The sequence below is a fragment of the Streptomyces sp. LARHCF249 genome, from assembly GCF_052871255.1.
In genome coordinates, this window is the sequence record NZ_JBIXJQ010000006.1 from 382,497 (window position 1) to 408,010 (window position 25,514).

Here is a 25,514-nt window from a genome sequence, read left to right on the forward strand (position 1 = left end):
CCTCTGCCGCATGTCGAAAGTGCCGGGGAAACGTGTCAGGGGACCGGGGCGGTGCGCCCCGGTCCCCTGACACCGCTGTGCCGAGCCGGTCAGGCGGCCAGGAATCCGCGCCCGAGCGCGGCCGCGATCTCCACGGCGCGACGAGCCTGGAACTCGACGGAGCCGAGGTTCACATCGGCCACGTTGTCGGGGGTGTTGCCGGAGACGCTGCTCGCCCCGTACGGGTTGCCGTTGGCCGGGTCGAACTGGACCGGGTCGGCGAAACCGGGCGGGACGATGATCGAGCCCCAGTGGTAGAAGGTGTTGTTCAGCGCCAGCAGGGTGCTCTCCTGGCCGCCGTGGGCGGTCGAGGTGGAGGTGAACGAGGAGACGACCTTGTTCACCAGCTTGCCCTGGAACCACAGCCCGCCCGTGGTGTCGATGAACTGCTTGAGCTGAGCGGCGGGCAGCCCGTAGCGGGTCGGGGTGCCGAAGAGGATCACGTCGGCCCACTCCAGGTCGGCCAGGGTCGCCTCGGCCACGTCCGCGGTGGCCGCGGCGTGGTCCGCCCACGCCTGGTTGCCGGCGATGACCGACGCCGGGGCGAGCTCGGCGACCTTGAGCAGGCGCACCTCGGCGCCGGCCTTCGCGGCCGACTCTGCGGCCGCCCTGGCCATCGTGTGGACGTTCCCGGTGGAGGAATAGTAGATAACGGCAACATTGGTCATGCGGATGCAACTCCCTTGTCATTTCTGTGGATCGACTGGCCGGCGAAGCGGTCCAGACGGACGAGCACGGTGCGGCGCGCCCGCGCCGTCAGCCTGCGCAGCCTCCTCAACGGAGCTCCGCCCCGTGCAGCCAGGCGACCTTGTCGTACATGTCGTCGGCCGAGAGGCCCGAGAGCATCGCGTTGCGCTCGCGCGCCGCGTCGCCCACCGGGTGGTACAGCTGCCGCCCCAGCTCGCGGGCGACCAACTGGATCCGGGCCGTACGTTCCCGCCGCTCAGCGCCGTACTTCTCCAGGCGCTGCACGACGGCGTCCTCGGTGCAGTCCAGCAACTCGGCGATGACCACGGCGTCCTCGAGCGCCTGGCAGGCGCCCTGGGCGGCGTACTGCAGCATCGGGTGCGCCGCATCGCCCAGCAGCGCCACGCGCCCGTCCGTCCACCGGTCGACCGGGTCGCGGTCGCACAGCACCCACGCCTTCCAGTCCAGGCCGAGTTCCAGCAGCCGGCGCGCGGTCTCGCCCAGGTCCGGGAACTCGTTCAGCACGTGGTCGCGCGCGGTCGGCTTCCCGACCACGGCTTCCCGCGCGGCGTCGTCCCGGGTCGCGGCCAGGTTCAGGAACGCACCGCCGCCGATCGGGTAGTGGACGAAGTGCCACTTGGGGCCGGCCCACAGCGTCACGGTGTTCCACCGCAGCTCCTCGGGCACCTGCTCCATGGGAATCACCGAGCGGTAGATCGTGTGCCCGGAAACCCGCGGATCCCCGTCCCCGACCAGCTGGCGCCGTACCGCCGATCGGATGCCGTCGGCCCCGATGAGCGCGGTGCCGCTGAGCCACTCGCCGCTGCTCAGCACGGCGGTCACCTCGCCCGAGCCCTGGCCGCCCTGCTCGTACGACACGACGCCGCTGCTGCCGCGCAGCTCGATCAGGGGGTGGTTCAGGCAGCCCTCCAGCAGCGGCTCGTACAGGTCGGAGCGCTGCACGACCGCGTACGGGTTCCCGAAGCGCGCGCGGTAGTCACCGGTCAGCGGCATCGAGGCGACCCGCTCGCCCGTGGTGCCGTCCATGAACCGCAGCTCGTCGATGTAGACCGCCCGGTCGCGGACCTGCCCGCCCACCCCGAGCAGGTCGAGTGCGTGGAAGGCGTTGGGGCCGAGCTGGATGCCGGCGCCGAGTTCGGCGAAGGTGTCCCTGCGCTCCAGAACGGTCACCCGGTGCCCGCGGCCCGCGATGCCGAGCGCTGCGGCGAGTCCGCCGATGCCTCCGCCGGCGATGAGTATGTTCGCCATCTGTGGTTCAAGTCCCTTGTGGTGTCGGATGATCGAGGAAGAGTCGGCGCAGTTCGTCGTGGAACCCGGGGAAGGTCTTGCCGACACAGGCCGGAGCGTCGAGCGTGATGCCGCCGACGCGCAGTCCGAGGACGGAGAAGGCCATCGCGATCCGGTGGTCGCGGTAGCAGGCGATCTCGGCGCCGCTCGGCCTGCCCGGGTGGATCGTGATCCGGTCCGGGCCTTCGTCCGTGCGGATCCCGAGGGCCCGCAGGTTCCCGGCGACCGCCTCGATCCGGTCGGACTCCTTGAGCCGTGCGTGCGCGATCCCGTGAACCGTGATCGGGGCGTCGGCGAGCGGCGCGATGGCCGCCAGGGTCATGAAGGTGTCCGAGATGTCGCCCATGTCGACCTCGAACCCCCCCGTGAGCGCGCCGTCCCCACGACCGGTCACCGTGGTCCCGGAATCGGTGACCTCCACGTGCGCCCCCGTGCGGCGCAATACCTCGACGAAGCCGAGGTCTCCCTGGGAGCTGCGGCTGCCCAGGCCCGGCACGGTGACGCTGCGCCCGGTCACGGCGGCCGCCGCGAAGACGTACGACGCGGTGGAGGCGTCCGGTTCGATCGTCAGGTCCGCCGCGGTGTATCCGCCGGGCAGCACCGTGATCGTGCCGTCGCCGTCCTGCCGGGTGCGTGCCCCGAAGTGGTGCATCAGCGCCCGGGTCATGTCGATGTACGGACGGCTGACCAGGCTCGTCGCCCGGATGGTCAGCGGCCCGCGCATCAGGGGGGCCGACAGCAGCAGCCCGGTGAGGTACTGGCTGCTGAAGGAGGAGTCGAGGGTGATCTCCCCGCCGTCCAGACCGCTCGCGGTGACGGCCAGCGGCAGCGCTCCCCCGGGCCCTGAGCCCACCTTCGAGCCCAGGGCGGTGAGGGCGTCCACGAGCGGACGCAGCGGGCGGGCACGGAGCTGGTCGCTCCCGTCGAAGACGAACTCCCCCCGGCCGGCGGCGGCGAAGGGCGGCAGGAAACGCGCGGCGGTTCCCGCGTCGGCACACCACACGCGGGCGGCGCCGACGGGCCCGGCTCCCGCACCGGTGACCTCCCAGACCTCGTCCGTGCCCGAGATGCGGACGCCCAGGTCGGTGAGCGCGGTACGGAAGGCAAGGGTGTCGTCACTGGTCAGCGGTGCGCGCAGGCGCGTCACACCGGTCGCGGCGGCGGCCAGCAGCAGGGCCCGGTTGGTGATGCTCTTGGAACCGGGGACCCGGGCGGTCAGCGGAGCCGGCCGGGTCGTCATGACCAGCTCCTGGCCCGGGCCACGCTGGACCGGGCAGCGGCCGCCACGCGCTCGGCCGTCAGACCGTACTGCTCGTACAGCGCCTGGTACGGGGCCGAGGCGCCGAACCCGTCCAGGCCCACCGCCTGCCCGGCGTCGCCGACCAGCGCGTGCCAGCCGAGGGCGGAACCGGCCTCCACCGACACCCGGGCCCGCACCTGCGGCGGCAGCACCAGGTCCCGGTACTCCTGGCTCTGCTCGCCGAACCACTCCAGGCACGGCATGGACACCACCCGGGTGGGGATGCCGTCGCGCTGGAGTATCCGCCGGGCGTCGAGGGCGATGTGCACCTCGCTGCCGGTGGCGAGCAGCACGGCCTCGGGGGCGCCGCCCGCGGCCTCCGCCAGGATGTAGCCGCCCCGCGCGGCGCCCTGCGCGGACTCGATGTCCGACTGCGGTGAGCGGTCCAGGACGGGCAGGTTCTGCCGGGACAGGCACAGACCCGCGGGCCGGTCGGTGCGCCGCAGGACGGAGGCCCAGACGGCGGCCGTCTCATTGGCGTCGGCGGGGCGTACGACGTCGAGGCCGGGGATGAGGCGCAGCGCCCAGAGGTGCTCCACCGGCTGGTGGGTGGGGCCGTCCTCGCCGAGACCGATCGAGTCGTGCGTCCAGACGTAGGTCACGGGCAGCCGCATCATCGCGGCGAGCCGCACCGCGGGCCGCATGTAGTCGGAGAAGACCAGGAAGGTGCCGCCGTACGGACGGGTGCCGCCGTGCAGGGCGATCCCGTTGAGGATCGCTCCCATGGCGTGCTCACGGATGCCGAAGTGCAGCGTGCGGCCGTAGCGGTGGCCGGTGAACGCGCCGGTCGACAGCTCCTCGGGGATGAAGGACGGCTCGCCCCGCATGGTGGTGTTGTTGCTCTCCGCCAGATCGGCGGATCCGCCCCACAGTTCGGGCAGGGCCGCCGCGAGGGCGTTCAGGACCTCGCCCGATGCCTTGCGGGTGGCGACCGCCTGGCCCGGCTCGAAGACCGGGAGCGCCTCCTCCCAGCCCTCGGGGAGTTCGCGCGCCGAGATCCGGTCGAACTCGGCGGCGCGCTCCGGGGAGCCGGCACGCCAGTCCCGCTCGCGCTTGTCCCACTCCGCCCGGTCCCGGCGCGCCCGCTCGCCCACCCGGCGGGCGTGTGCGAGGACCTCGGCCGGCACCTGGAAGCGCAGCTCGGGGTCCAGCCCCATCGCTTCCTTGGTGGCGGCGGCCTCCTCCGCGCCCAGCGCGGCGCCGTGGATCTTTCCGCTGTTCTGCTTGCCGGGCGAGGGCCAGCCGATGACGGTGCGCAGTGCGACGAGGGAAGGCCGGTCGGTCTCCTCGCGGGCGGCGCTCAGCGCGGCGTACAGCGCGGGCACGTCTTCCACGTAGGAACCGGTCGCGGTCCAGTCGATCCGCTGCACGTGCCAGCCGTAGGCCCGGTAGCGCGCCGCCACGTCCTCGGACTGGGCGATCTGGGTGTCGTCCTCGATGGAGATGTGGTTGTCGTCGTAGAGGACGACCAGGTTGCCGAGCTTCTGGTGGCCGGCCAGGGAGCTCGCCTCGTGGCTGATGCCCTCCTCCAGGTCGCCGTCGGAGGCGATGACCCAGACGGTGTGGTCGAAGGGGCTCTCGCCCGGGGCGGCCTGCGGGTCGAACAGACCGCGCTCACGGCGGGCGGCCATGGCCATGCCCACGGCGTTGGCGAGGCCCTGGCCGAGCGGACCGGTGGTGGTCTCCACGCCCGGGGTGTGCCCGTACTCGGGGTGCGCGGGGGTCAGGCTGCCGGCCGTCCGCAGCGCCTTGATGTCGTCGAGCTCCAGGCCGTAGCCGGAGAGGTAGAGCTGGTTGTACAGGGTGAGACTGGAGTGACCGCAGGACAGCACGAAGCGGTCGCGGCCCGTCCACCGCGGGTCGGCGGGGTCGTGCCGCAGCAGCCGCTGGAAGAGCAGGTACGCGGCCGGAGCCAGGCTCATCGCGGTGCCCGGGTGGCCGTGGCCGGCCTCTTCGACGGCGTCGACGGCCAGGGCACGGGCGACGTCCACGGCACGCCGGTCCAGTTCGCTCCATTCGAAGCGTCCGGTCGCACTCTTCGGTGGGGTCCTCACGGTTCTGCTCAGGGCTCCTTGGCTGATGTTCGGAACGGGTGGAAAGAGCCGCTCCCACGGCCACCTTGCAGGGGCCGGAGCGGGCGGGCGCAGGATGCCGGGAGCACTTCGTCAGGTGGCCCGGACTACGTCACAAGTCCCGCGGTACGGCGCTCCCCGGAGTCGTCCGGGACAGCGCCGTACCGCGGCTGGGCCGGTCATCCGCCCAACTGGCGCTCCAGGGCCAGGCCCAGACCGGACAGCCCCGGAACGGAGTACAGCCCCTCCACCGTCGCCTCGACGTCGAACAGCGTGCGCTGCACGGGCGGGCGTCCGATGAGCTCGGCCGCCCGCGCGGGCAGCGGCGCCGCGGCGGCCTCGGCGGACTCCCAGAGCAGCACCGCGCCCCACCGTTCGGTCTGCGGATCCGAGATCCAGAACTTCAGGCGCAGGCCCTCGATCCCGGCGAACCGGTCGACGGCCTCATCGCGAAGGAAGTCGCGCAGCGACTCGATGGACCGCCCGGAACCGGCCAGGTCCCACCACACGACGGCGGCCTTCATACGATCCCCTCCTCGAGCAGCGCGGAGAGGGCCTCTCCCACGATGCGCACTCCGTCCTCGGTGAGCACCGACTCGGGGTGGAACTGCATGGACCGGAAACCGGGGCCGCGCAGCGCGTGGACCTCACCGGTCCGCGGATCCCTGCTCACCTCGAAGACACCGACATCGGGGCACTCCCCCTTGTCCTCGGTGCTGTGGGCGGCGAACGTGTTGTAGAAGCCGACCCGTTCCGTCCTCCCGAACAGGTCGATCCGGCGCTGCACACCCTGGTTGGGCCGTTCCCTGCGCAGCAGGCCGAGGCCGAGCCGGGCACTGAGCACCTGGTGGCTCAGGCACACCGCGAGGAACGGCCTGCCCTGGGTCAGCAGGGTGTCGATCGCCCCCCGCAGATGGGCGATCTTCGGGTCGCCGGCATCCTGCGGGTCGCCGGGGCCCGGTCCCATCACGACGAGGTCGTACGGGGCGAAGGAGTACGGCTCGTCGAACCGGCGCACCGTCACCTGCGCGCCTGCGGCACGCAGTTGGAGGGCGATCATCGCCGTGAAGGTGTCCTCGGCGTCGATCACCAGCACGCTGCGGCCCGCGAGCCCGGGGATCGGGCGGACCCGGCCGGCGTCGTCCGCCAGCCAGAAGGCGGAGATGCCCTCGTTGCGGCGGGCCAGCGCGGCACGCACGCCGGGATGGCCGGCGAAGCGGGCCGGGCCGCTCTCGCCGAGGACGGCCAGCAGCCCCGCGGCCTTGGCCCGGGTCTCGGCTACCTCGGAGAGCGGGTCGGAGTGGCGGACCAGCGTGGCACCGACCCCCAGCCGCATCCGGCCGGCCCCGTCGATGTCCGCGGTCCGGATGAGGATCGCGGAATCCAGGGTGCGCGCACCCTGCCCGTCCTGGCCGATGACCGCGAGCACGCCGCTGTAGTAGCCGCGCCCCTGAGGTTCGTACCGCTTGATCACCCGGCCGGCGCTCTCCAGCGGAGACCCGGTGACGGTGGGCGCGAACAGCGTCTCGTGCAGGATCTCGCGCGGGTCCCGGGTGGTCTCGCCCTCGATGAAGTACTCGGTGTGCGCGAGCCGGGCCATCTCCTTGAGGTAGGGGCCGACGACGCGTCCGCCCCCGTCGCACACCCGGGCCATCATCTTGAGCTCCTCGTCGACGACCATGTAGAGCTCGTCGGACTCCTTGCTGTCGGCGAGGAAATCCATGACGCCGGCGAGGGAGGGACCGGAGGCGGGATAGCGGTAGGTGCCGCTGATGGGGTTCATCACGGCCCGGCCGCCCGCGACGCTCACGTGCCGCTCGGGGGAGGCGCCGACCAGGGTCCGGTCGCCCGTGTGCACCACGAACGTCCAGTACGCACCGGTCTCGCGCTCCAGGAGGCGGCGGAAGAAGCGCAGCGCGGACCCGATGTCGTAGTCGGTGATGTCCGCGACGAAGGAACGCTTGATGACGAAGTTCGCGCCCGCGCCCGTGCCGATCTCGTCCGTGATGACCTGCCGGACGGTCGCCGCGTAGGCGTCGTCGTCGATGTCGAAGCCGCCGCCCTGCGCCAGCCGGACGGGCGCGTCCGGGATGCGGCGCAGCACCTCCTCCAGCGGCACGGTTGCCTGCTCGGCGATGGTCATGGCGAGCAGCGGCGCACCGTCGTCGGGAGCCTCGTAGCCGCGTTCGGCGATCTGCCGGTACGGCACCAGTGCCAGCACGTCCTGGCGCGGGACCGCCGATCCGGTGGGGCCGGGGAGCGCGATGTCGGCCAGGGCCGCCACCTCGGTCATCTCGCCGGCGAACAGGTCGACCCGGTCGGCCCCGGTGGTCTCGGGCCGGTGCACGAGCGCGAAGGCGGGGGCCCGTCCGGCCAGCACCGCGCCCAGCAGGTCCTCGGTCATGACGCGTCCTCCCCCGTGCCCGCGACCGCCCGGGGCAGCGGCAGGTCTTCGAGGAGCGCCTTGGTGCCGGCGACGCGGGCACAGCGGGCCGCTGCGTACTCCAGGGCCATCCGGTGGTCCGTCCAGCTGAAGTCGGCGATGGCATCGCCGACGAGGAAGGGCTGGATGTCGTGGCTGAAGGCGTCGACGGCCGTCATCAGGACGCCGACATGGGCGTACACACCGCAGATGATCAGCTGATCGCGGCCCGCGGCCCGCATGCGCTCCAGCAGGTCGGTGTGGTGGAAGGCGCTGTAGCGCCACTTGGTGAACACCCAGTCGCCCTCGTCGGGTGCCACCGCCTCCACGACCTGCCGGTGCTCGGGGCTCGGCGTCATGCCGGGACCCCAGAAATCCCTCAGCAGGCCCCGCTGGCGCGGTGTCATGCCGCCGGGCTGCGCGGTGTACGCGACCGGTATGCCGAGCTCCGCGCAGCGCTCGCGCAGCTGCGCGGCGTGGTCCACCAGGGTGGTGACGGGCTGTTCGCCGGCCGGGAAGGGCGCCAGGAAGAACTTCTGCATGTCGTGCAGGAGCAGGACCGCGCGGTCGGGATCGACCTGCCACTGGGCGGGACCGGCGGGCAGATCACCGGCCGCGGGCATCGGATACGCGCTGATGGCGGGAATGGACCTAGACACCGAGCGCCGCACCCCCGTCCACGGTGAGGTCGTGCATGGTGATGTGCGACGCCTGGTCGGAGAGCAGGAACACCACCGCGTCGGCGACGTCCTGGGGCCGGGCCAGCTTCCCCAGGGGGATGCCCACCCGGTACGCGTCGGGGTTGCCGTCGATCGAGACCTGGGCGCTGGAGCTGCTCTGCCACATCGAGGTGAGCATCGGCGTGTCGGTGGAGCCCGGCGCCACGAGGTTGGCCCGGATGCCGTACTTGGCGACCTCCAGCCCGAGGCACTTGGTGAACATGGTCGCGGCGGCCTTGGAGGCGGCGTACGCGGACATCTCGGTGCGGGCCGTACCGGCGGCGTTGGAGGCCACGGTGACGATCGCACCGCGCTGCCGCGGAACCATGCGGTTCACGACGGCGCGCGAGACGAAGAAGACGCCCGTCGTGTTGACGGCGAAGGTGGTGGCCCATTCCTCGTCGGTGAGGGCCCGTGCCTCCGCCAGGCGCAGCACACCGGCGGCGTTGACGAGGAAGTCGAGCGGCCCGAAGGTCGATTCGATCTCGGCCACCAGCTCGTCGACGTCGGAGCTCAGGGTGACATCGGCGGGGAACGCGGCGACATCGAGGCCCTCCTCCACGGCGGACTTCACGGTTTCGCGCAGTCGGCCGGCGTCGCGGTCGACGGCCGCGACCCGCACACCCTTGGCCGCCAGCGCACGCGCGACGGCCTCCCCGATGCCGCCGGCAGCGCCGGTGACCAGAGCGGTCTTTCCTTGCATGATCGATGAACTCCTCTCTCAGCCGCGCCAGGCGGAGGCGACTTCGATCGCCTGCTGAGGATTGAGCCTGGGGTCGCAGAAGCTCGTGTACTTCTCGCCCAATTCCCCGACCCGCGATGCGTCGGCAACACATTCGGACACGTTTTCCGGGGTGGTTTCCAAATGCAGACCCGCCGCGACTCCACCGTTGTCGGAAACCGCGTTCTGGAATTCCTCGACCTCCCGCACGACCGTTTCCATGTAGCGGGTCTTGAATCCGCCCGGCGCGTTCACGGTGTTTCCGTGCATCGGGTCGCACAGCCAGATGACGGGGAATCCGGCCGCGCGCACGGCACGGACCAGCTCCGGCAGCCTTTCGGCGGCGGTGCCGGCACCCATCCGGGAGATCAGCGTCAGCCGGCCCGGCTCGCGCCGGGGATCCAGCAGTTCGCACAGTTCCAGCAGCTGGGCCGGGGTGGTCTTCGGACCGACCTTGGTGGCGACCGGGTTGGCCAGCGAGGCGAAGAACGCGACGTGGGCTCCGTCGATCTGCCGCGTCCGCTCGCCGATCCACGGCCAGTGCGTCGAGGTGAGCAGGGACGAGCCGTCCGGCTCCGTCCGCAGCATCGGGCCTTCGTAGTCGAGCAGCAGGGCCTCGTGGCTCGTCCACACCGGCGCCTCGGCCGCGCTGGGCTGCCGCTCGCCGTGCCAGCCGAGCAGCTCCATGACCTCGGCTGCCGCCCGGTAGCCCGAGAGCAGCCGGTGCGGGTCGGGGCGGCGCAGCATCGGGTCGGGTTCCGGGCTGTTGACCATGTGGCCGCGGTACGAGGCGAGTTCGACACCGTTGATGATCTCGGTGGAGCTCGAGCGCGGCTTGCCGAACTGCCCGGCGAGCCGGCCCACGCGCAGGACCGGCTTGTGCGAGCGCGTCTTCATGACGCCCGCCAGCATGTCCAGGAGAGCCGCCTTGCGCGCCACGTGCCCGCGGGTGGACTCGGCCGGGTCCTCAGCACAGTCCCCGCTCTGCACCACCTGGATCTCTCCGGCCGCGACCCTTGCCAGCAGGGCGCGCAATGCGCGTACGTCCTCACCGCGCACCAGAGCGGGCGCGTTCGACAGTTCCTCACGCACCGTGCCGAGAACCGTCTGATCCGGCCAGTCCGGCTGTTGGCCTGCGTCTAGCGATTTCCAGGGTGCAATCTCACGCACGCGGTACCTCCCAGTGCTCAACCTGCTGACATGGCGATGCACGAGGATTCTGTGAACAATGAACGCGGGCCACCAATAAGGGAGTCCCACTTCGTCAGGTGGCCGACACTTGGTCAAGTCCGTTCCTTTGCGGAACAAATCGACGAGGCTGCCGTAATGCGCGCATTGGAATCGGACCTGCATCATCCGAATACGTCTGCGGCGCAGAGCCGCGGGGGGAGGGCACCCGGCCGGGTGCCCCAGCCGGCGGACTTGACAATGCCGCAGGCCGCTGGTGTTACCCGCCGGTCCGATCGGCCTAGGGTCGGACCATGTTGAGCCAACCGGCTATCGCGCTGCTGAGGCAGTTGGCGTCCGAGGGCGTATCGCCCTGGCTGGCCGCCACGAGCGAGGAGGAGTTCCTCCCCGGCCCGCTGTCCCGTGCCGCACGCAGCGGTCTCGTGCACGGCGTGGTGGCGCCGGCCCTCGGTCCGGCCGTCGTCCGCCGGGCATGTGACGCCTTGTGGGACGCCTTCCTGACCAGCGAGAGCCGGTACGGACGGGTCTCGGTACCGGTGGATCCGAGGATCGCCCATGACGCGGAGGCCCTGGTGGCCGCGGCCCGCCGGGTGCACGCCGACGTGGGGCGGCCGAACCTGCTGGCACGCATCCCGGCGACCCCGGCCGGCCTCGCCGCGCTCGAGGACTGCCTCGCCCTGGGCATCAGTGTCGACGTGGACCTGGTCTTCTCGGCCGAGAGGTACGACGAGGTACTGGGCGCCTACCTCGCCGGGACGGAACGTGCGCTCGCGGCCGGACTGGAGCTCCAGCAGGTCACGGCCACGGCCTCGGTGCCCGTGGACGTGCTCGACGCGGAGGTCAACACCCGGCTGGCGGCGCTGTCCGAACCCGCCCTCCCCGTTTCCCGGGCCCGTGACACGGCGGCCGTGGCGGTCGCACGCGAGATGTACCGGGTGCGGGAGCGGCGGCTCGGCAGTGGGTGGTGGAGGGTGCTGCGGGCGGCCGGGGCCGTGCCTCCGGCGCTGGTGTGGACGACGGTCGAGCCCCGCCACGTCAGCGCGCTCATCGGCTGGAACACCGCCCAGGCGACCTCCTTGGAGGTGCTGGAGTCGGCGGCGCTGCACGAGGAGCTGTGCGGAGACACCCTGCTGGGCGCGCACGAGGAAGGGCGCCGTGCGCTGGACCTCCTCGAACGGCTCGGGATCCGTATGCCTGATGTCGCGGGGGCGCTGGAGACGGGTCAGCTCACCCGTCTCCAGCGTGCCTGGACGCTCAGGTGCTGAGCTTCTCCCCGCGTCTGCCCGGGAATCGGGCCTCGGCGAGTAACAGCAGCGGAGTGGCCTTGACCGCCGTCTCCTCGAACTCGGCCTCGGGGTCGGAGAGTGCGATGACGGCCCCGCCCACGCCGTAGCGGACGCGGTCCTCGGTGACGAGTGCGGTACGGATCACGATGCTCAGATCGGCGGCGCCGGAGAGCGAGAAGTAGCCGATGGCACCGGAGTACACACCGCGCGGGCCTCCTTCGAGACGGTCGATGATCTTCATCGTCCGCACCTTGGGCGCTCCGGTCATCGAGCCCCCGGGGAAGGCCGCGCGGACGCAGTCCACGGCGCTGGTGCCGGACCGCAGCCGCGCCCGCACGGTGCTCACCAGCTGGTGGACGCCGGCGTAGCTCTCGACCCGGAAGATCTCGTCGGCCTCCACGGAGCCCGGCTCGGCGCAGCGCCCCAGATCGTTGCGGACCAGGTCCACGATCATCAGGTTCTCGGCGCGGTCCTTCTCGTTGTTCAGCAGGTCCGCCACCAACTCGGCGTCCTCGGCGGGGGTGGCGCCCCGGGGACGGGTGCCCTTGATCGGCTTCGATTCGACCACGCCGTCCCGGGAGATCCGCAGGAACCGCTCGGGTGAGGCGCTCAGCACGCTGAGGCCGTCGAACTGGAGTAGTGCGCCGAACGGTGCCGGGCTGGCGCGGCGCAGCCGCAGGTAACCGGACCACGGGTCGAGGGAGCCGCTCAGTTCCGCCATGTTGGTCAGGCAGACCTCGTAGGTCTCGCCGGCCGCTATCTGCTCCTGGCAGTCGGCGATCAGGTCCAGATAGGCGTCGCGGTCGTGGCGCAGCCGGATCTCGCCCAGCCGTGCGGGGGCGGGCGCCGGGCCGGGCCTTCCCGGGGGCAGCTCCGCAAGCCGCTGCGCCATGTCGGCCAGCCGGCTCCGCGCGACGGCCTCCGCCCCCTCCACGCCCTCCTCCGTCAGCGTCAGCAGGTGGGTGCTGCCGGTGACGTGGTCGAGAACCAGCGCCCTGTCGACGAAGACCATCGTCGCGTCGGGATCCTCCGACTGGTGCGCGAGATCGCCGCCGCACTCGGCCTTGAGCTCGTAGCCGAGGTAGCCGGCCCACCCGAGGGCGAAGTCGAAGGGCAGCTCCGGGATGTCCGTGGTGATGCCGCGCAGATCCTGGTCGATCCAGTCCAGGAAGGGGCCCGCCATGATGTCGCTGCCCGCCGCGGAGTCCACGCGGACCGTGCCGCTCCACACATCGGCGCGGGCCACCCGTGCCAGCGGCCCGGAGGCGTCGCCCATCACCGAGAAGCGGCCGGCGCCGGCATCGGGACTGCTGCTGTCCAGCCAGAAGGCATACGGATTGCCCCGGAAGAGCCGGTCGTAGGCCGTCTCGGCGGCCCAGCCGGTGGGCAGCTCCTCGGTGAGCACCCGCAGCCTGCGTGTGGCGCGGGGGCCGGGCCCGGCAGCGGCCGGCCGTACCGGAGCGGCCCGGGACCGGCGCCGCGGTGTGCTCAACTCGGCGAAATTACGCAGGAGTTCGATGCCGTATTCGGCGCAGATCGATTCGGGGTGGAACTGTACGCCCCACATCGGCCGGTCCCGGTGCCGCAGCCCCATCAGGACTCCGTCCGCCGTCCAGGCCGTGGCCTCCAGCACGGGCGGCAGATCGGTCACCGCGAGCGAGTGGTAGCGCACGACCTCCATCGGTGAGGGGATCGAGGTGAACAGGCCCTCGCCGTCGTGCAGTACGGAGGAGACCCGCCCGTGCCTGGGTTCCGGCGCCCGGCCCACCGTGGCACCGTGCAGCAGCCCGATCGCCTGATGGCCGAGGCAGATGCCGAGCAGCGGCAGAGTGCCCTGCTCGATGATCCCGCGGGAGACGCCGAGGTCGGCCGCCCGATGAGGGGTTCCGGGCCCGGGAGAGATGACGACGTTGTCGAATGCCGCGAGCCTGCCGGGCCGCCAGTTCGGGTCGTCGTTGCGTACCACCTCCGGCTCCCGGCCGTTGACCTCGGTGATCTGGTGGAAGAGGTTGTAAGTGAACGAGTCGTGGTTGTCGATCAGGAGTGTCCGCACGTCGGCCTCTCGTCACTTCGCCCCGGACGGCACGATCTCGAGCAGCATGTGCTCGACCACGTCGTCGCCGTACTCGCCCTCGCGCACCCGGATGGTGCGCAGCGTGCGCAGCTCCCGGCCGCACTCCTGCGCGATCCGGCGCAGGGCCGGCACATCGCCCCGGTCGCTGAAGTGCAGCAGCGCCGATCCGCCCGGGGCGAGCCAGCGCGGCGCCTGCTCCAGATAGCGGCGATGGGCCCGGTAGCCGGTGTCGACGTACGCACGCTCGTGGACCGACTTGTACTCGTAGGACTCCGGCGCCAGCACGTAGTTGGAACTCCAGAAGACGGTGTCGAACCGCCCGCTCTCCGTCAGACCGGAGAACAGGTCGCTGTGCACGGCGCTCAACCGCGCCGTCACCCCGTGCCGTTCGGCGTTGACCGCCGCGTTCTCCACCGCGCGCGGGCTGATGTCCGAGGCGACGACGCGCTCGTGACCGGCGAGGGCGGCCATGACCGCCGTCACTCCGGCGCCGCATCCCACTTCGAGGAAGGACCCGGTGCGCGGGGGCAACGGCGACCCGTTCAGGCCCAGGAAGTCCAGCGCGATATCGGTCGACGGGGAGAACACGGGCGCGAACACCTCGTCCAGCAGGTCCCACTCCCTTCCGCACATGGAGAAGACCTTCGGCCTGTCGTCCCTCGTCAACGACATGCGACTGCGGTGAAGCGAGCGCTCGAAACTCTGGACCTGTGACATAGGACCCCCTCGTGAGCAACCTGGAACCGCGGCGCCCGGTCATGGCGCCGGGTAAAGGTTTACTCAAGCCGAGGCCTTGTCAGAAGGTGGCCAGGCAACCACATCGTTCACGAAGAGTGGTGGCCCAGCCACACTCCGCCCCCCTGACCTGGCACTATTACTTCAACAAAACGTTGACCGCATGCGGTCGACCGCACTACGTTCGCCACGGGGTACGCGCCGAGCCGCGGGGCGAGGGGGGGACGAAAGTGACGCCGGAAAGACGCGAGCCGCACGCGGACGCAGCCGAGATGCTGGAGCTGCTGGCCCGGGAGGCGCCCACCGACGAGTTCGAGCGGATCGTGCGCACCGCCCGCGACACCGGGGCCTCCGAGGAGGACCTCACCCGGCTGACCCGGGCCAAGGACCTCTCCTTGAGCATCCGGGGCCTGTTCGCCCGCCGCCAGCAGCGCGAAGCGGGGCTGAGCGCACTCGTCGACACCGCCCGGGACCTGACGCTCCCGTACAACCTGGACACGCTGCTCAAGGTCATCACCCGGCGGGCCCGGCTGCTCCTGGGACTCGACATGTCCTGGGTGACGTTCCACGCCTTCGACGAAGGCCGCTCCTACGTGCGCGCCGCGGACGGCCACACCTCGGCGATCACCGTGGGCTTCGCCGTCCCGATGACCGGAGGCGTCGGCCGCCAGGCACGGCAGCGATCCGCCCCCTTCTGGACGGCCGACTACCTCCAGGACACCTCCTTCACCCATTCCGACGTGATCGACAACGTCGTGCGGGCCGAAGGCCTCCACGCCCTGATGGCGGTCCCGCTCCGCCACGAGGACTGCGACCTGGGAAACCTGTACGTCGCGGGCCGGCGCATCCGCCACTTCGACCCGGACGAGATCTCGCTCATGAGCTCGCTCGCCGACCTCGCCGCGGTGGCCATCGAGAAGACCCGGCTCCTGGACCGGGTCAGGGACGAAGTCGCGGGACTGGAGCTCAACACCTCGCGCGCCCTGGACTCCTCCGCCGCCGCCAACCGCCTGCGGGACACCCACAGCCGCCTGATCGAACTGGTGCTGGGGGGCGGCAGCCTGCACACCCTGGCCTCCGAGGCGTCCACGCTGCTCGGCGGCACCCTGCTCATCCGCGACCAGGCCGGACGGGACCTCCACGCCCCCGGGGACCTTCCGGAGCTGGACGAGAGCGAGGTCCGCGCGGCCTCCCTGGACGCCCACACCGAGCGCCGGCCCGTCCGGTCGCCGAGCGGCATCTGGATCGCCCCCGCCGTCGCGGGCCAGGAGATGCTCGGCACGCTCCTGCTGGTCCCGTACGCGCGAACGGAGGAGGAGGTCTCCGACACGGCCCACCGGATCCAGCTCCTCGCCCTCGTGGCCCAGGTCACCGCCCTCCTGCTGATGATGCAGCGCAGCGCCGCCGCGGCCGAGGGCCAGGTCCGCGACGAACTGTTCAACGACCTGCTCAAGGGAGGAGAGCTCCAGACCGCCAAGCTCGCCGAACGCGCCCGGCGCCTCGGAGTCGACCTGGACGGCCCCCACGTCGTCGTGGTCGCCCGCCCCGAAGGCGGCTCCCTGAGCAGAGCGGTCATCTGGGCGTCCTCGTACGCCCACCAGCTCTCCGGACTCAAGAGCGTCGACGAGGGCTCCATCATCCTGATGCTGCCCGGAACCGACCCGGCCGGCGCGGCACGGGCCGTGTCGCAGGAGCTCTCCTCTGCACTCAACCACCCGGTGACCGTGGGCACGTCAGGGCCGGTCACCGAGCTGTCGGCCATCAGCCCCACCTACCAGGAGGCCCGGTGCTGCCTGGACGCCCTGACGGCGCTGGGCGGCTCCGGCGGCACCGCATCACTGCGCGAGCTGGGCTTCCTGGGCCTGCTGCTCTCCGACAGCCCCAACACCGGCGACTTCGTCAACAACACCATCGGCCCCGTCCTGGACTACGACGCCCAGCAGCGCACCGACCTGGCCCGAACCCTGGAGGCGTACTTCGCCTCCGCCGGCAGCCCGACGCGTGCCGCGGAAACCCTGCACGTCCACCCCAACACCGTCTCCCGCCGCCTGGAGCGCATCAGCGAACTGCTCGGTCCCGACTGGCTGGAGCCCCGGCAGGCGCTGGAAGTCCAGCTGGCCCTCCAGATGCAGCGCACCCGGCAGGCACTGATGCGGGGACGCCGCGATCAGGCGGGCCGGGCCACCGGCTGAGGCCGGTGACCGGCGGTCAGGGCCTGCACGGCATGCGCGGCCGAGGCGAGCGTCGTGTGCCGGTGCCAGCCGCCGAAGGACCTGCCCTCGAAATCCACCATCCCCACCTCCGTGGAGATCTCGGAGAAGTCGGTGGCGACGCGGCCCGTCAGCTTCGCCAGGCGCAGCAGCGCGCCCCAGGGCACGTCGGCCATGTCGGTGAGCCAGCACTGCTCCGGCCAGCCACCCGGGCCGCTCCACTCGCCCAGCAGCAGCAGGGTCCGGTGCGTTCCCGGCAGCCGCACCGGGACGGCGGCCACCAGGCTCGTACGGGGTCCCCCGCCCACCGGATCCGTCCAGGCCACGGGCCGCCGCAGCGTACGGACCATCCGCAGGAGCTGGTGCGCGGGCATCTCCTGCCCGTCATGGCCCAACAGGGCCGGAGCCATGGGAGCGACCCGCGCGGAGCCTCGGACCCCCGCCACGAAGGGCATGCCCGCGGCGGCGAAGCGCCGCGCGACCGCCGCCGGATCGCTGTCCGGGAGGTCGAGCACGACCGGGCGCGCCCTGCCCCCCGCCCAGGACTGCGCTTCGAACGCGGCTCCGGCCACACACTCCAGCGAGGTCTCGGCCAGGCTCGACTCCGGCAGCCGCGGGTGCCCCAGCCTGGGCATGTCCCGCCAGTCGTCGCAGAGCGCGAGCCGCCAGTTCACCGGGCTGCTCGTCTCCTCGCCGGCCGCCCAGATGCCGTACGCCTCCTGGCTGTTGACCACGTGACCGAGGCGGGGCACGAACCGGCGGCCGACCCCCACCGAGTGGCGCCCCGCCTTGGGGATGATCACCGGGTGGGCCACCCAGGCACGGGGGCGCAGAGACCGCTCCAGGTACCGCGACAGCGCCGCGCGCACCGGCTCCCACTCCCAGGTGGAGGAGGAGATGAAGTGGTGCAGGCTCTGCTCGGCCGCCCGGTCGCCCACGCAGGCCGCGATGTTCCGGATCGACTTGCGGCCGCCGGCCGACAGCAGCCCGCGCAGGTACATCTCGCCCTTGCGGCGCTGATCGCTGCGCGACAGCGGCGCGAAGATCTCCGCGCACAGTTCACCCAGGGCGCTGTCCGGCACCCGATGACTGCTCTGTTCTTCCCAAACGAGGTGCATCCCCACGTCTCCCCAACCTCGGCAGCCCGCTGCTCTCCGCGGGACCACCACCGTGCGGCCCGGGGAGAGGGCTTGCCCAGGTGCGCCCGCCACACACCTGGGGCCGCGGGTGCGCGCCCGGCTACCCGTCCCCGGGCCGGCCTGCGGTACAGGAGGAAGGGAGGGGCGCCGGGACGGCCCGGCGGCGGGACCGCCCGCCCGTCGGCCGTGCGGAGAGGCCCCGCCGCCCGCCTCCGGTGTGGGCGGCCCACCGGCGGGACCGCGCCCACGGTGCCCCCGTCACCGCCGCACACCCGCCGGGGAACACGAAAAAGACCCCCTTGACCACGTTTCCGCAGGTCAAGGGGGTCCTGAGTGTGGAGCCTAGGAGATTCGAACTCCTGACATCTGCCTTGCAAAGGCAGCGCTCTACCAACTGAGCTAAGGCCCCATGGGTCGGGGCACGCCTCTCCCCTTGCGGGGAGTGGGTGTTCCGCAGAACAGAGTACCGGGTGTACCCCCTCATCTCGCAAAATGATAGGGACTCCCGCCCTGCGACCACGCTCCGTAAGATGCTCGCGAGGTTCGCACCAGCGAAGGGGAGTAAGAAGAGTGGACGCAGTACAGCAAGAGGCCACGGCCAGAGCCAGAGAGCTTCAGCGCAGTTGGTACGGGGAGCCGCTCGGAGCGCTCTTCCGCCGGCTCATAGATGACCTCGGACTGAACCAGGCTCGCCTCGCTGCCGTCCTCGGACTGTCGGCGCCCATGCTGTCCCAGCTGATGAGCGGCCAGCGCGCCAAGATCGGTAACCCTGCCGTGGTGCAGCGCGTCCAGGCCCTCCAGGATCTCGCCGGCCAGGTGGCCGACGGGAGCGTCAGTGCGGCCGAGGCCACCGACCGGATGGACGAGATCAAGAAGACCCAGGGAGGCTCCGTCCTCAGCAACAGCGGCCAGACGGCCGTCAGTTCGGGTGCACCCACCGTCAAGCGCGTCGTCCGTGAGATCCAGTCGCTGCTGCGCTCGGTCTCCGCGGCGGGGGACATCATCGACGCCGCGGACACACTCGCGCCCAGCCACCCGGAACTGGCAGAGTTCCTCCGGGTGTACGGCGCGGGCCGCACCGCCGACGCGGTGGCCCACTACGAGGCCCACCAGAACTGACCCGCACGCGGGCGGGCCAGGGCGACTACGGGTGACGGGGGACGGGCGCAGCGATGGGTGAGGTCTTCGCCGGTCGGTACGAGTTGATCGATCCGATCGGGCGCGGCGGCGCGGGCGCCGTGTGGCGCGCCTGGGACCACCGGCGCCGCCGGTACGTCGCCGCGAAGGTCCTCCTTCAGAGCGACGCCCACACGCTCCTGCGGTTCGTACGGGAACAGGCGCTGCGGATCGATCACCCGCACGTACTGGCCCCGGCCAGCTGGGCGGCCGACGACGACAAGGTCCTCTTCACGATGGACCTGGTCAGCGGCGGCTCGCTCGGCCATGTGATCGGGGACTACGGTCCCCTCCCGCCCCGGTTCGTCTGCACCCTGCTCGACCAGCTCCTGTCGGGGCTGGCCGCGGTGCACGCGGAAGGCGTCGTCCACCGCGACATCAAACCGGCCAACATCCTGATGGAGGCCACCGGAACCGGGCGGCCGCACCTGCGGCTGTCCGACTTCGGCATCTCCATGCGCAAGGGCGAGCCCCGGCTGACCGAGACCGACTACGTGGTCGGCACCCCGGGTTACTTCGCCCCCGAACAACTGATGGGCGCCGAGCCGGACTTCCCCGCCGACCTCTTCGCGGTCGGCCTGGTCGCCCTCTACTTGCTCCAGGGACGCAAGCCCGACTCCCAGGCCCTGGTGGAGCACTTCCTCGCGCACGGCACCCCCGGCGCGCCGGAGGGCGTTCCCGCGCCGCTGTGGGACGTCATCGCCAATCTGTGCGCGCCGGACCCGCACAGCCGGTTCAAGACGGCCACAGGGGCGCGCAAGGCCCTTGCCGAGGCCGTGGAACTGCTCGCGCCGCCCGCGCCGGACGAGGTTCCGGTGGAGGTGTTCGACCAAATCGGCCCGCTCCCGGCCGGTTTCGGACCCCAGGGGCCGCCGGCCGCGGCGGCCGGCCGGACCGGCGGCACGCAGACACCCACGGCGCCCACGGCCGTGGCGGGCCCGGCCGGCGCCGCCGCGGGGCCCGCGACGCCGCACGCGACGCCCGCCTCTCCGTACGGGCCCCCGCAGGCCTCCCCGTACACGCCTGCGGCCTCGGTCACGCAGGCCGCCCGCACCGATCCCCGCGGTACCTCACAGAGCGCCCCCACGGCCGCGTACGGTCCGCTGGAGACCGGCAGTTTCCACCTCGCGCCGCCGACGCCCCAGGCGCCGCCCGCGCGGACCGGCGGCAAGATCGCCCCGCCCCCGGCCGGGGTGAAGGCCGGGATCCTCGCCGCGGCCCTGCTCTGCTTCGCCGTCGGAGCGTGGGCCCTCACCCGGCTGTAGCGGCGCCCCGGCCCCGCCGGGCGAGCAGGATCCAGCCGCCCAGTACGAGCAGCAGCAGGGTCCCGGTACCGAACCCGGCGCCCGCCACCACCCGCATCACCGAGCCGTTCCTTGCGGCGTCGGCGGCCTCCGGTGCGGTGAGCCCCTCCCTGGCCGCGGCCCGGTCCTCGGCCCCGACCCCGAATCCGCCGGCGGCCGGGCTCTGCGTGTAGGCGGGTCCCTTCGCCGGGGTGCCGGACACCTCGGTGCGCAGGGTCAGCGGCACGGGCGTCGCGTCCTCGGTGAAGTCGGCGACCTTCGCGCCCATGGTCACGGCGATGTAGTACCAGCCGGCGATCCCCACGCGCTGGACGTCCTTGTCGCCGGCGTAGCGGTTCTCGTAGACGACGGGAGGGGTCTTCGCCAGCGTGGCCCCGGCCTGCTTGCCGTCGTAGGAGACGTCCTCGTACGAGACCAGGGCGCGGTAGGGGTTGTAGAGCGAGACGGTGAGCCCGTTGGAGGCGGAGCCGTACTGCTTGGTCAGCTTGGCGGCGGCCAGTTCGGCGCTGAGGCCCAGCTGCTGCCCCCAGTCCAGCGGCACCCGGTAGAAGCGGGTCTGCCCGGGCCGCAGTTCGTCGCGCCACACCCCGCCGCCCAGCGCACGGGCGTCGTTGAAGCCGGTGCCGCCGGTGCGGGGGACCGCCCCGGTGCCCGGCAGGGACGGGGCGCCCGAGGGCCAGCTGCCGGGCGCGGTGGTGGGTGCCCCGGCACCGCCCCGGCCGGGCTCGCGCTGCACCTTGAGCTCCACCGGCCAGGGGCTCTGGTCGGAGCCCTTGGCGGACGTGCGGGTGACCTTGACGTAGTAGACGCCGCCCGGCGCGCAGTCGTGGTCCTCCCTGCCCCAGCGGACGCCGGCGGCACTGATGGGCACGGGGTCGTAGCCGAAGCCCGCCCGGCCGGTGCTGTCGGGGCAGGACGCGCCGGCGGTGGTCATGATCTCCACCTCGATGCCGTCGCTGCCCGTGACCTTGGCGGTCGGCCCGGGGCGGACCACGGCGGAGACGTAGACGTTCGACCGGTCCTTCTCCAGGACGAGCCGGTAGACGCGCTCTCCGGGGGAGATCTCGTCCTTGTAGACGCTTCCCGCCTCCAGGAGCGGGGCGTCCGCCGTGGAGGGCTTGCCCGCCACGGCCTTGGCGCCGTCCGCCGCGCGGTACGTCGGGACGGGCTGCGGCGCCGTCCCCTCCGCGTGGGCGGCCCCCGGCAGGCCCGCCGCCACGGCCAGGGCCGCCGCACCCGCCACGGCTCCCGTCCGCACTGTCGTCCGTACCCGACCCATCACGCCCACCCCGAGTTTGCTAGCGCAAGCCAAATCTTTGCATAACGTAACTTTTTGTCACAGAACAGCACAAAGCCCCGGCCGCAGCGGCAGCCGGGGCTTCATGAGATCAGCTTTCGGTCTCACACACCGGAACCAGAGGGCACGGAGTCAGTTGCCTCCGTCCACAGGTCCTGCTCGGCGCGGTCCGCCTGGATCTGGCGGTACACGAGGAGCCCGCCGATGGCGGCCAGTGCGACCAGGAGCAGCTTCTTCACCGCGCGACCTCGTCTTTCGTTGACGTAGGGGACTTCTGGCAGCCAACAATACACACCGACCGATACCGATCGGTTATCTCGGAACCCGCCAACTACCGCTATGACAAAGACCCCCAGGCCTTGGGCCTGGGGGTCTTCGACACTGTGGGGCTAACAGGATTTGAACCTGTGGCCTCATCCTTATCAGGGATGCGCTCTAACCAACTGAGCTATAGCCCCATCCGCGCTGCGCGCTGACTCCTGAAGGTTAGCGCACGGAGGCGGTAGCTCCAAAATCCCCGGGGCGAAGCCCCTGAGGGCACCACGCGCAGGCGTCTGCGCAGGTCACTCGTCCTCGGCGAGGGTGAGCTCCACACCGCCGACGAAGCCCGCCGACAGGTTGTAGATGAACGCGCCGAGCGTCGCCAGGGCCGTCGCCAGCACCACGTCGATCACCGCGATCACCGAGGTGAAGATCAGTACGCGCGGCAGCGACATGAACGCCTGGAGGTCGAAGCCGTTGCTCTCGTTCGAGCCGGTCGCCTCGCTGATCGTGCTGCCGACGGTCGAGAAGACGCCCATCGCGTCCATGACCATCCACAGCACCGCCGCCGCCACGACCGTGCAGATGCCCAGCGCGATGGACAGCAGGAAGCTGACCTTCATCACCGACCACGGGTCGGCCTTGGCCACCCGCAGCCGCGCCTTGCGCGTCCTGGGCGCCATACGGGCCCCCGTACGCGGCTTGCGCTGCGCGGTGCCCGCACCGCCGGTCCGCGGCGCACCCGGGCCCGCGGGCGCCGTGTAGGCCTGCGGCGGGTGGTACGGCTGCGCGGGGGCCGCGCCGGCCTGCGGCTGCGGCTGCGGCTGCGATCCTCGGGTATCCGTCACAGTCCCCCCTTGGGAGTCCGCGGCAGGGCCACGGGCACCGTTCTCTCCAGTCATGGCCGGTCCGGCGCCCGTGGCTCCACTCACGACTTACTCCTCGTGCTCCCCAGCCGAGGGCTGCGTGCCCTCGGCGGCCTCGGCGGCCTGTCCGTCGGCTGCCTCGGTCTCGGTCTCGATATCGGTCTCGATCTCGTCGCCCACGACCTCGTCAGCTTCCTGACCGGCCTCGGCGTTGCGGGCGATGCCCACCACGGCATCGCGCTTGCCCAGGTTGATCAGCTGGACGCCCATGGTGTCACGGCCGGTCTCCCTGACTTCGTTGACGCGCGTACGAATCACACCACCGCCGAGCGTGATGGCGAGAATCTCGTCCGTTTCGTGCACCACGAGCGCCCCGACGAGCGACCCGCGGTCCTCCACGATCTTCGCGGCCTTGATGCCCAGACCGCCACGACCCTGGACGCGGTACTCGTCGACCGGCGTCCGCTTGGCGTAGCCGCCGTCGGTCGCGGTGAAGACGAACGTACCCGGCCTCACCACGCTCATGGAAAGCAGTTCGTCACCTTCGCGGAAACTCATGCCCTTCACGCCCGACGTGGCACGGCCCATCGGGCGCAGCGCGTCATCGGTCGCCGTGAAGCGGATCGACTGCGCCTTCTTGCTGATCAACAGCAGGTCGTCCTCGGCGGACACCAGCTCCGCGCCGATCAGCTCGTCGGAAGCGCCGTCGGCGCCGTCGGCGCCCGTCTCCCGGAGGTTGATCGCGATGACACCACCCGAACGGGGCGAGTCGTAGTCCTTCAGCGCCGTCTTCTTCACCAGGCCGCCCTTGGTGGCCAGGATCAGGTACGGCGCCGCCTCGTAGTCGCGGATGGCGAGGATCTGCGCGATCTTCTCGTCCGGCTGGAAGGCCAGCAGGTTCGCCACGTGCTGCCCGCGCGCGTCACGCCCGGCGTCCGGGAGCTCGTACGCCTTGGACCGGTAGACCCGGCCCTTGTTCGTGAAGAACAGCAGCCAGTGGTGCGTCGTGGAGACGAAGAAGTGGTCGACCAGGTCGTCCTGCTTCAGCTTCGTACCGCGCACGCCCTTGCCGCCCCGCTTCTGCGAGCGGTAGTCCTCGGTCTTGGTGCGCTTGACGTAGCCGCCGTGCGTGATCGTGACGACGATGTCCTCTTCGGCGATCAGGTCCTCCATGGACATGTCGCCGTCGAAGGGCACCAGCTTGGACCGCCGGTCGTCGCCGAACTTCTCCACGATCGCCGCCAGCTCCTCGCTGACGATCGAACGCTGCTTCTCCGGCGAGGCCAGGATCGCGTTGTACTCGTTGATCTTGGCCTGGAGCTCGTCGTGCTCGGCGACGATCTTCTGCCGCTCCAGCGCCGCCAGGCGCCGCAGCTGCATCTCCAGGATCGCGTTCGCCTGGATCTCGTCGATCTCCAGCAGGCCCATCAGGCCCTCGCGCGCGATCTCGACCGTGTTGCTGCGCCGGATCAGCGCGATGACCTCGTCGATCGCGTCCAGCGCCTTGAGCAGACCGCGCAGGATGTGCGCGCGCTCCTCCGCCTTGCGCAGGCGGAAGCGCGTACGGCGGACGATGACCTCGATCTGGTGCTGCACCCAGTGGCGGATGAACGCGTCGATCGACAGCGTGCGCGGCACGCCGTCCACCAGCGCCAGCATGTTCGCGCCGAAGTTCGTCTGCAGGTCGGTGTGCTTGTACAGGTTGTTCAGCACGACCTTGGCGACGGCGTCGCGCTTCAGGACGATCACCAGGCGCTGGCCGGTCCGCGACGAGGTCTCGTCACGGACGTCGGCGATGCCGCCGATCTTCCCGTCCTTCACCAGGTCCGCGATCTTCTGCGCGAGGTTGTCGGGGTTGGTCTGGTACGGAAGCTCCGTCACCACCAGGCACTGGCGGTTCTGGATCTCCTCGACCTCCACCACCGCGCGCATCGTGATGGAGCCGCGACCGGTCCGGTACGCCTCCTCGATGCCCTTGCGGCCCACGACCAGGGCGCCCGACGGGAAGTCCGGGCCCTTGATCCGCTCGAGGAGCGCGTCCAGCAGCTCCTCGTGCGTGGCCTCCGGGTGCTCCAGCGCCCACTGCGCACCGGCCGCGACCTCGCGCAGGTTGTGCGGCGGGATGTTGGTGGCCATACCGACCGCGATACCGGCGCTGCCGTTGACCAGCAGGTTCGGGAAGCGCGCCGGCAGGACCGTCGGCTCCTGGTTGCGGCCGTCGTAGTTGTCCGTGAAGTCGACGGTCTCCTCGTCGATGTCCCGGAGCATCTCCATGGCCAGCGGCATCAGCTTGCACTCGGTGTAGCGCATCGCGGCCGCCGGGTCGTTGCCCGGAGAACCGAAGTTGCCGTTGCTGTCCACCAGCGGCATGCGCATCGACCACGGCTGGGCCAGGCGGACCAGGGCGTCGTAGATCGAGGAGTCACCGTGCGGGTGGTACGTACCCATGACGTCACCGACGACACGGGCGCACTTGTAGAAGCCCTTCTCGGGCCGGTAGCCGCCGTCGTACATCGCGTACAGCACACGGCGGTGGACCGGCTTGAGGCCGTCCCGTACGTCGGGCAGCGCACGCGAGACGATGACGGACATCGCGTAGTCGAGGTAGGAGCGCTGCATCTCCGTCTCGAGCCCGACGGGCTCGATCCGCAGCACAGGCTGGTCCTCCGCGGGCATCTCTGCGGTGGGGGTGGTTTCGTCGGCCATTGCT

Annotated in this window: 20 protein-coding genes and 2 tRNA genes; 4 read left to right on the forward strand and 18 right to left on the reverse strand. The window is 71.4% G+C overall.

Translation table 11 applies throughout. The features are described 5' to 3' along the window. Positions 1 to 89 precede the first annotated feature (89 nt). The 9 genes from wrbA to ACIPUC_RS19830 form a co-directional block, all read right to left on the reverse strand. Positions 90 to 707 (reverse strand): NAD(P)H:quinone oxidoreductase, encoded by a 618-nt coding sequence (gene wrbA, locus ACIPUC_RS19790; RefSeq protein WP_446590907.1) that lies wholly within the window; start codon positions 705 to 707, stop codon positions 90 to 92. A gap of 106 nt (positions 708 to 813) precedes the next feature. Further along, complete coding sequence (locus tag ACIPUC_RS19795; RefSeq protein ID WP_446590909.1) at positions 814 to 1,995, reverse strand: 3-hydroxybenzoate 6-monooxygenase; 1,182 nt, start codon at positions 1,993 to 1,995, stop codon at positions 814 to 816. 7 nt (positions 1,996 to 2,002) lie between these two features. Then, a complete protein-coding gene (gene aroA / locus ACIPUC_RS19800) occupies positions 2,003 to 3,274 on the reverse strand; it encodes a 3-phosphoshikimate 1-carboxyvinyltransferase (protein WP_446590910.1) in 1,272 nt (423 codons plus the stop codon). Beyond that, on the reverse strand, positions 3,271 to 5,388 hold the full coding sequence (gene tkt / locus ACIPUC_RS19805) for a transketolase (RefSeq protein WP_446590911.1): 2,118 nt from the start codon (positions 5,386 to 5,388) through the stop codon (positions 3,271 to 3,273). The genes aroA and tkt overlap by 4 nt, the downstream gene beginning before the upstream one ends. Before the next feature lie 197 nt (positions 5,389 to 5,585). Next, entirely contained in the window at positions 5,586 to 5,930 is a 345-nt protein-coding gene (locus ACIPUC_RS19810; RefSeq protein ID WP_446590912.1) for a hypothetical protein, read from the reverse strand. Beyond that, on the reverse strand, positions 5,927 to 7,810 hold the full coding sequence (locus ACIPUC_RS19815) for an anthranilate synthase family protein (protein ID WP_446590913.1): 1,884 nt from the start codon (positions 7,808 to 7,810) through the stop codon (positions 5,927 to 5,929). The genes ACIPUC_RS19810 and ACIPUC_RS19815 overlap by 4 nt, the downstream gene beginning before the upstream one ends. Next, a complete protein-coding gene (locus tag ACIPUC_RS19820) occupies positions 7,807 to 8,451 on the reverse strand; it encodes an isochorismatase family protein (protein ID WP_446591182.1) in 645 nt (214 codons plus the stop codon). The genes ACIPUC_RS19815 and ACIPUC_RS19820 overlap by 4 nt, the downstream gene beginning before the upstream one ends. Before the next feature lie 28 nt (positions 8,452 to 8,479). Further along, entirely contained in the window at positions 8,480 to 9,250 is a 771-nt protein-coding gene (locus tag ACIPUC_RS19825) for a 2,3-dihydro-2,3-dihydroxybenzoate dehydrogenase (protein ID WP_446590914.1), read from the reverse strand. Between the two features lie 18 nt (positions 9,251 to 9,268). Beyond that, positions 9,269 to 10,438: a 3-deoxy-7-phosphoheptulonate synthase gene (locus ACIPUC_RS19830; protein WP_446590916.1), complete on the reverse strand. Its 1,170-nt coding sequence runs from the start codon at positions 10,436 to 10,438 to the stop codon at positions 9,269 to 9,271. A 311-nt stretch (positions 10,439 to 10,749) separates the two neighbouring features. Here ACIPUC_RS19830 and ACIPUC_RS19835 point away from each other — a divergent pair, with 311 nt between their 5' ends. Beyond that, positions 10,750 to 11,721 (forward strand): transaldolase family protein, encoded by a 972-nt coding sequence (locus ACIPUC_RS19835; protein WP_446590917.1) that lies wholly within the window; start codon positions 10,750 to 10,752, stop codon positions 11,719 to 11,721. Here the strand turns inward: ACIPUC_RS19835 and pabB are convergent. Together pabB and ACIPUC_RS19845 are read right to left on the reverse strand one after the other, a co-directional pair. Continuing rightward, a complete protein-coding gene (gene pabB / locus ACIPUC_RS19840) occupies positions 11,711 to 13,795 on the reverse strand; it encodes an aminodeoxychorismate synthase component I (RefSeq protein ID WP_446590919.1) in 2,085 nt (694 codons plus the stop codon). The genes ACIPUC_RS19835 and pabB overlap by 11 nt on opposite strands. A gap of 12 nt (positions 13,796 to 13,807) precedes the next feature. After that, entirely contained in the window at positions 13,808 to 14,488 is a 681-nt protein-coding gene (locus ACIPUC_RS19845; protein WP_446590920.1) for a methyltransferase domain-containing protein, read from the reverse strand. A gap of 293 nt (positions 14,489 to 14,781) precedes the next feature. Here ACIPUC_RS19845 and ACIPUC_RS19850 point away from each other — a divergent pair, with 293 nt between their 5' ends. Continuing rightward, positions 14,782 to 16,743, forward strand: coding sequence for a helix-turn-helix domain-containing protein (locus ACIPUC_RS19850; RefSeq protein WP_446590922.1), 1,962 nt, complete (start codon positions 14,782 to 14,784; stop codon positions 16,741 to 16,743). On the opposite strand, the gene ACIPUC_RS19855 is transcribed toward ACIPUC_RS19850, so the two are convergent. Both ACIPUC_RS19855 and ACIPUC_RS19860 read right to left on the reverse strand, forming a co-directional pair. Next, positions 16,719 to 17,879 (reverse strand): IS701 family transposase, encoded by a 1,161-nt coding sequence (locus tag ACIPUC_RS19855; protein ID WP_446590923.1) that lies wholly within the window; start codon positions 17,877 to 17,879, stop codon positions 16,719 to 16,721. The two genes, ACIPUC_RS19850 and ACIPUC_RS19855, sit on opposite strands and share 25 nt — an antisense overlap. 357 nt (positions 17,880 to 18,236) lie before the next feature. Beyond that, a tRNA-Ala gene (locus ACIPUC_RS19860) sits at positions 18,237 to 18,309 on the reverse strand. 161 nt (positions 18,310 to 18,470) lie between these two features. Between ACIPUC_RS19860 and ACIPUC_RS19865 the strand changes: the two genes are divergently transcribed. Continuing rightward, positions 18,471 to 19,019: a helix-turn-helix domain-containing protein gene (locus ACIPUC_RS19865; RefSeq protein WP_446590924.1), complete on the forward strand. Its 549-nt coding sequence runs from the start codon at positions 18,471 to 18,473 to the stop codon at positions 19,017 to 19,019. 53 nt (positions 19,020 to 19,072) lie between these two features. After that, positions 19,073 to 20,341: a serine/threonine-protein kinase gene (locus tag ACIPUC_RS19870; protein ID WP_446590925.1), complete on the forward strand. Its 1,269-nt coding sequence runs from the start codon at positions 19,073 to 19,075 to the stop codon at positions 20,339 to 20,341. On the opposite strand, the gene ACIPUC_RS19875 is transcribed toward ACIPUC_RS19870, so the two are convergent. The 5 genes from ACIPUC_RS19875 to gyrA form a co-directional block, all read right to left on the reverse strand. After that, the gene (locus ACIPUC_RS19875; RefSeq protein WP_446590927.1) at positions 20,328 to 21,659 is read right to left on the reverse strand and encodes a hypothetical protein; all 1,332 of its coding nucleotides are present in this window, start codon (positions 21,657 to 21,659) and stop codon (positions 20,328 to 20,330) included. The two genes, ACIPUC_RS19870 and ACIPUC_RS19875, sit on opposite strands and share 14 nt — an antisense overlap. A 122-nt stretch (positions 21,660 to 21,781) precedes the next feature. Then, entirely contained in the window at positions 21,782 to 21,916 is a 135-nt protein-coding gene (locus ACIPUC_RS19880; protein WP_208809277.1) for a DLW-39 family protein, read from the reverse strand. Between the two features lie 145 nt (positions 21,917 to 22,061). Continuing rightward, positions 22,062 to 22,135: transfer RNA gene (locus ACIPUC_RS19885), tRNA-Ile, on the reverse strand. 105 nt (positions 22,136 to 22,240) lie between these two features. Next, positions 22,241 to 22,870, reverse strand: a complete 630-nt coding sequence (locus tag ACIPUC_RS19890; protein WP_446590929.1) for a DUF3566 domain-containing protein — start codon at positions 22,868 to 22,870, stop codon at positions 22,241 to 22,243. A 3-nt stretch (positions 22,871 to 22,873) separates the two neighbouring features. Beyond that, positions 22,874 to 25,510, reverse strand: coding sequence for a DNA gyrase subunit A (gene gyrA / locus ACIPUC_RS19895; RefSeq protein WP_446590931.1), 2,637 nt, complete (start codon positions 25,508 to 25,510; stop codon positions 22,874 to 22,876). Positions 25,511 to 25,514: the final 4 nt, after the last annotated feature.

What these genes read in the sequence shown, in the direction of transcription:
- wrbA (WP_446590907.1), bottom strand. Translation starts at nt 707, where the DNA reads ATGACCAATGTTGCCGTTATCTACTATTCCTCCACCGGGAACGTCCAC.
- ACIPUC_RS19795 (WP_446590909.1), bottom strand. Translation starts at nt 1,995, where the DNA reads ATGGCGAACATACTCATCGCCGGCGGAGGCATCGGCGGACTCGCCGCA.
- aroA (WP_446590910.1), bottom strand. Translation starts at nt 3,274, where the DNA reads ATGACGACCCGGCCGGCTCCGCTGACCGCCCGGGTCCCCGGTTCCAAG.
- ACIPUC_RS19810 (WP_446590912.1), bottom strand. Translation starts at nt 5,930, where the DNA reads ATGAAGGCCGCCGTCGTGTGGTGGGACCTGGCCGGTTCCGGGCGGTCC.
- ACIPUC_RS19815 (WP_446590913.1), bottom strand. Translation starts at nt 7,810, where the DNA reads ATGACCGAGGACCTGCTGGGCGCGGTGCTGGCCGGACGGGCCCCCGCC.
- ACIPUC_RS19820 (WP_446591182.1), bottom strand. Translation starts at nt 8,451, where the DNA reads ATGCCCGCGGCCGGTGATCTGCCCGCCGGTCCCGCCCAGTGGCAGGTC.
- ACIPUC_RS19825 (WP_446590914.1), bottom strand. Translation starts at nt 9,250, where the DNA reads ATGCAAGGAAAGACCGCTCTGGTCACCGGCGCTGCCGGCGGCATCGGG.
- ACIPUC_RS19835 (WP_446590917.1), top strand. Translation starts at nt 10,750, where the DNA reads ATGTTGAGCCAACCGGCTATCGCGCTGCTGAGGCAGTTGGCGTCCGAG.
- ACIPUC_RS19845 (WP_446590920.1), bottom strand. Translation starts at nt 14,488, where the DNA reads ATGTCGTTGACGAGGGACGACAGGCCGAAGGTCTTCTCCATGTGCGGA.
- ACIPUC_RS19855 (WP_446590923.1), bottom strand. Translation starts at nt 17,879, where the DNA reads ATGCACCTCGTTTGGGAAGAACAGAGCAGTCATCGGGTGCCGGACAGC.
- ACIPUC_RS19870 (WP_446590925.1), top strand. Translation starts at nt 19,073, where the DNA reads ATGGGTGAGGTCTTCGCCGGTCGGTACGAGTTGATCGATCCGATCGGG.
- ACIPUC_RS19875 (WP_446590927.1), bottom strand. Translation starts at nt 21,659, where the DNA reads ATGGGTCGGGTACGGACGACAGTGCGGACGGGAGCCGTGGCGGGTGCG.
- gyrA (WP_446590931.1), bottom strand. Translation starts at nt 25,510, where the DNA reads ATGGCCGACGAAACCACCCCCACCGCAGAGATGCCCGCGGAGGACCAG.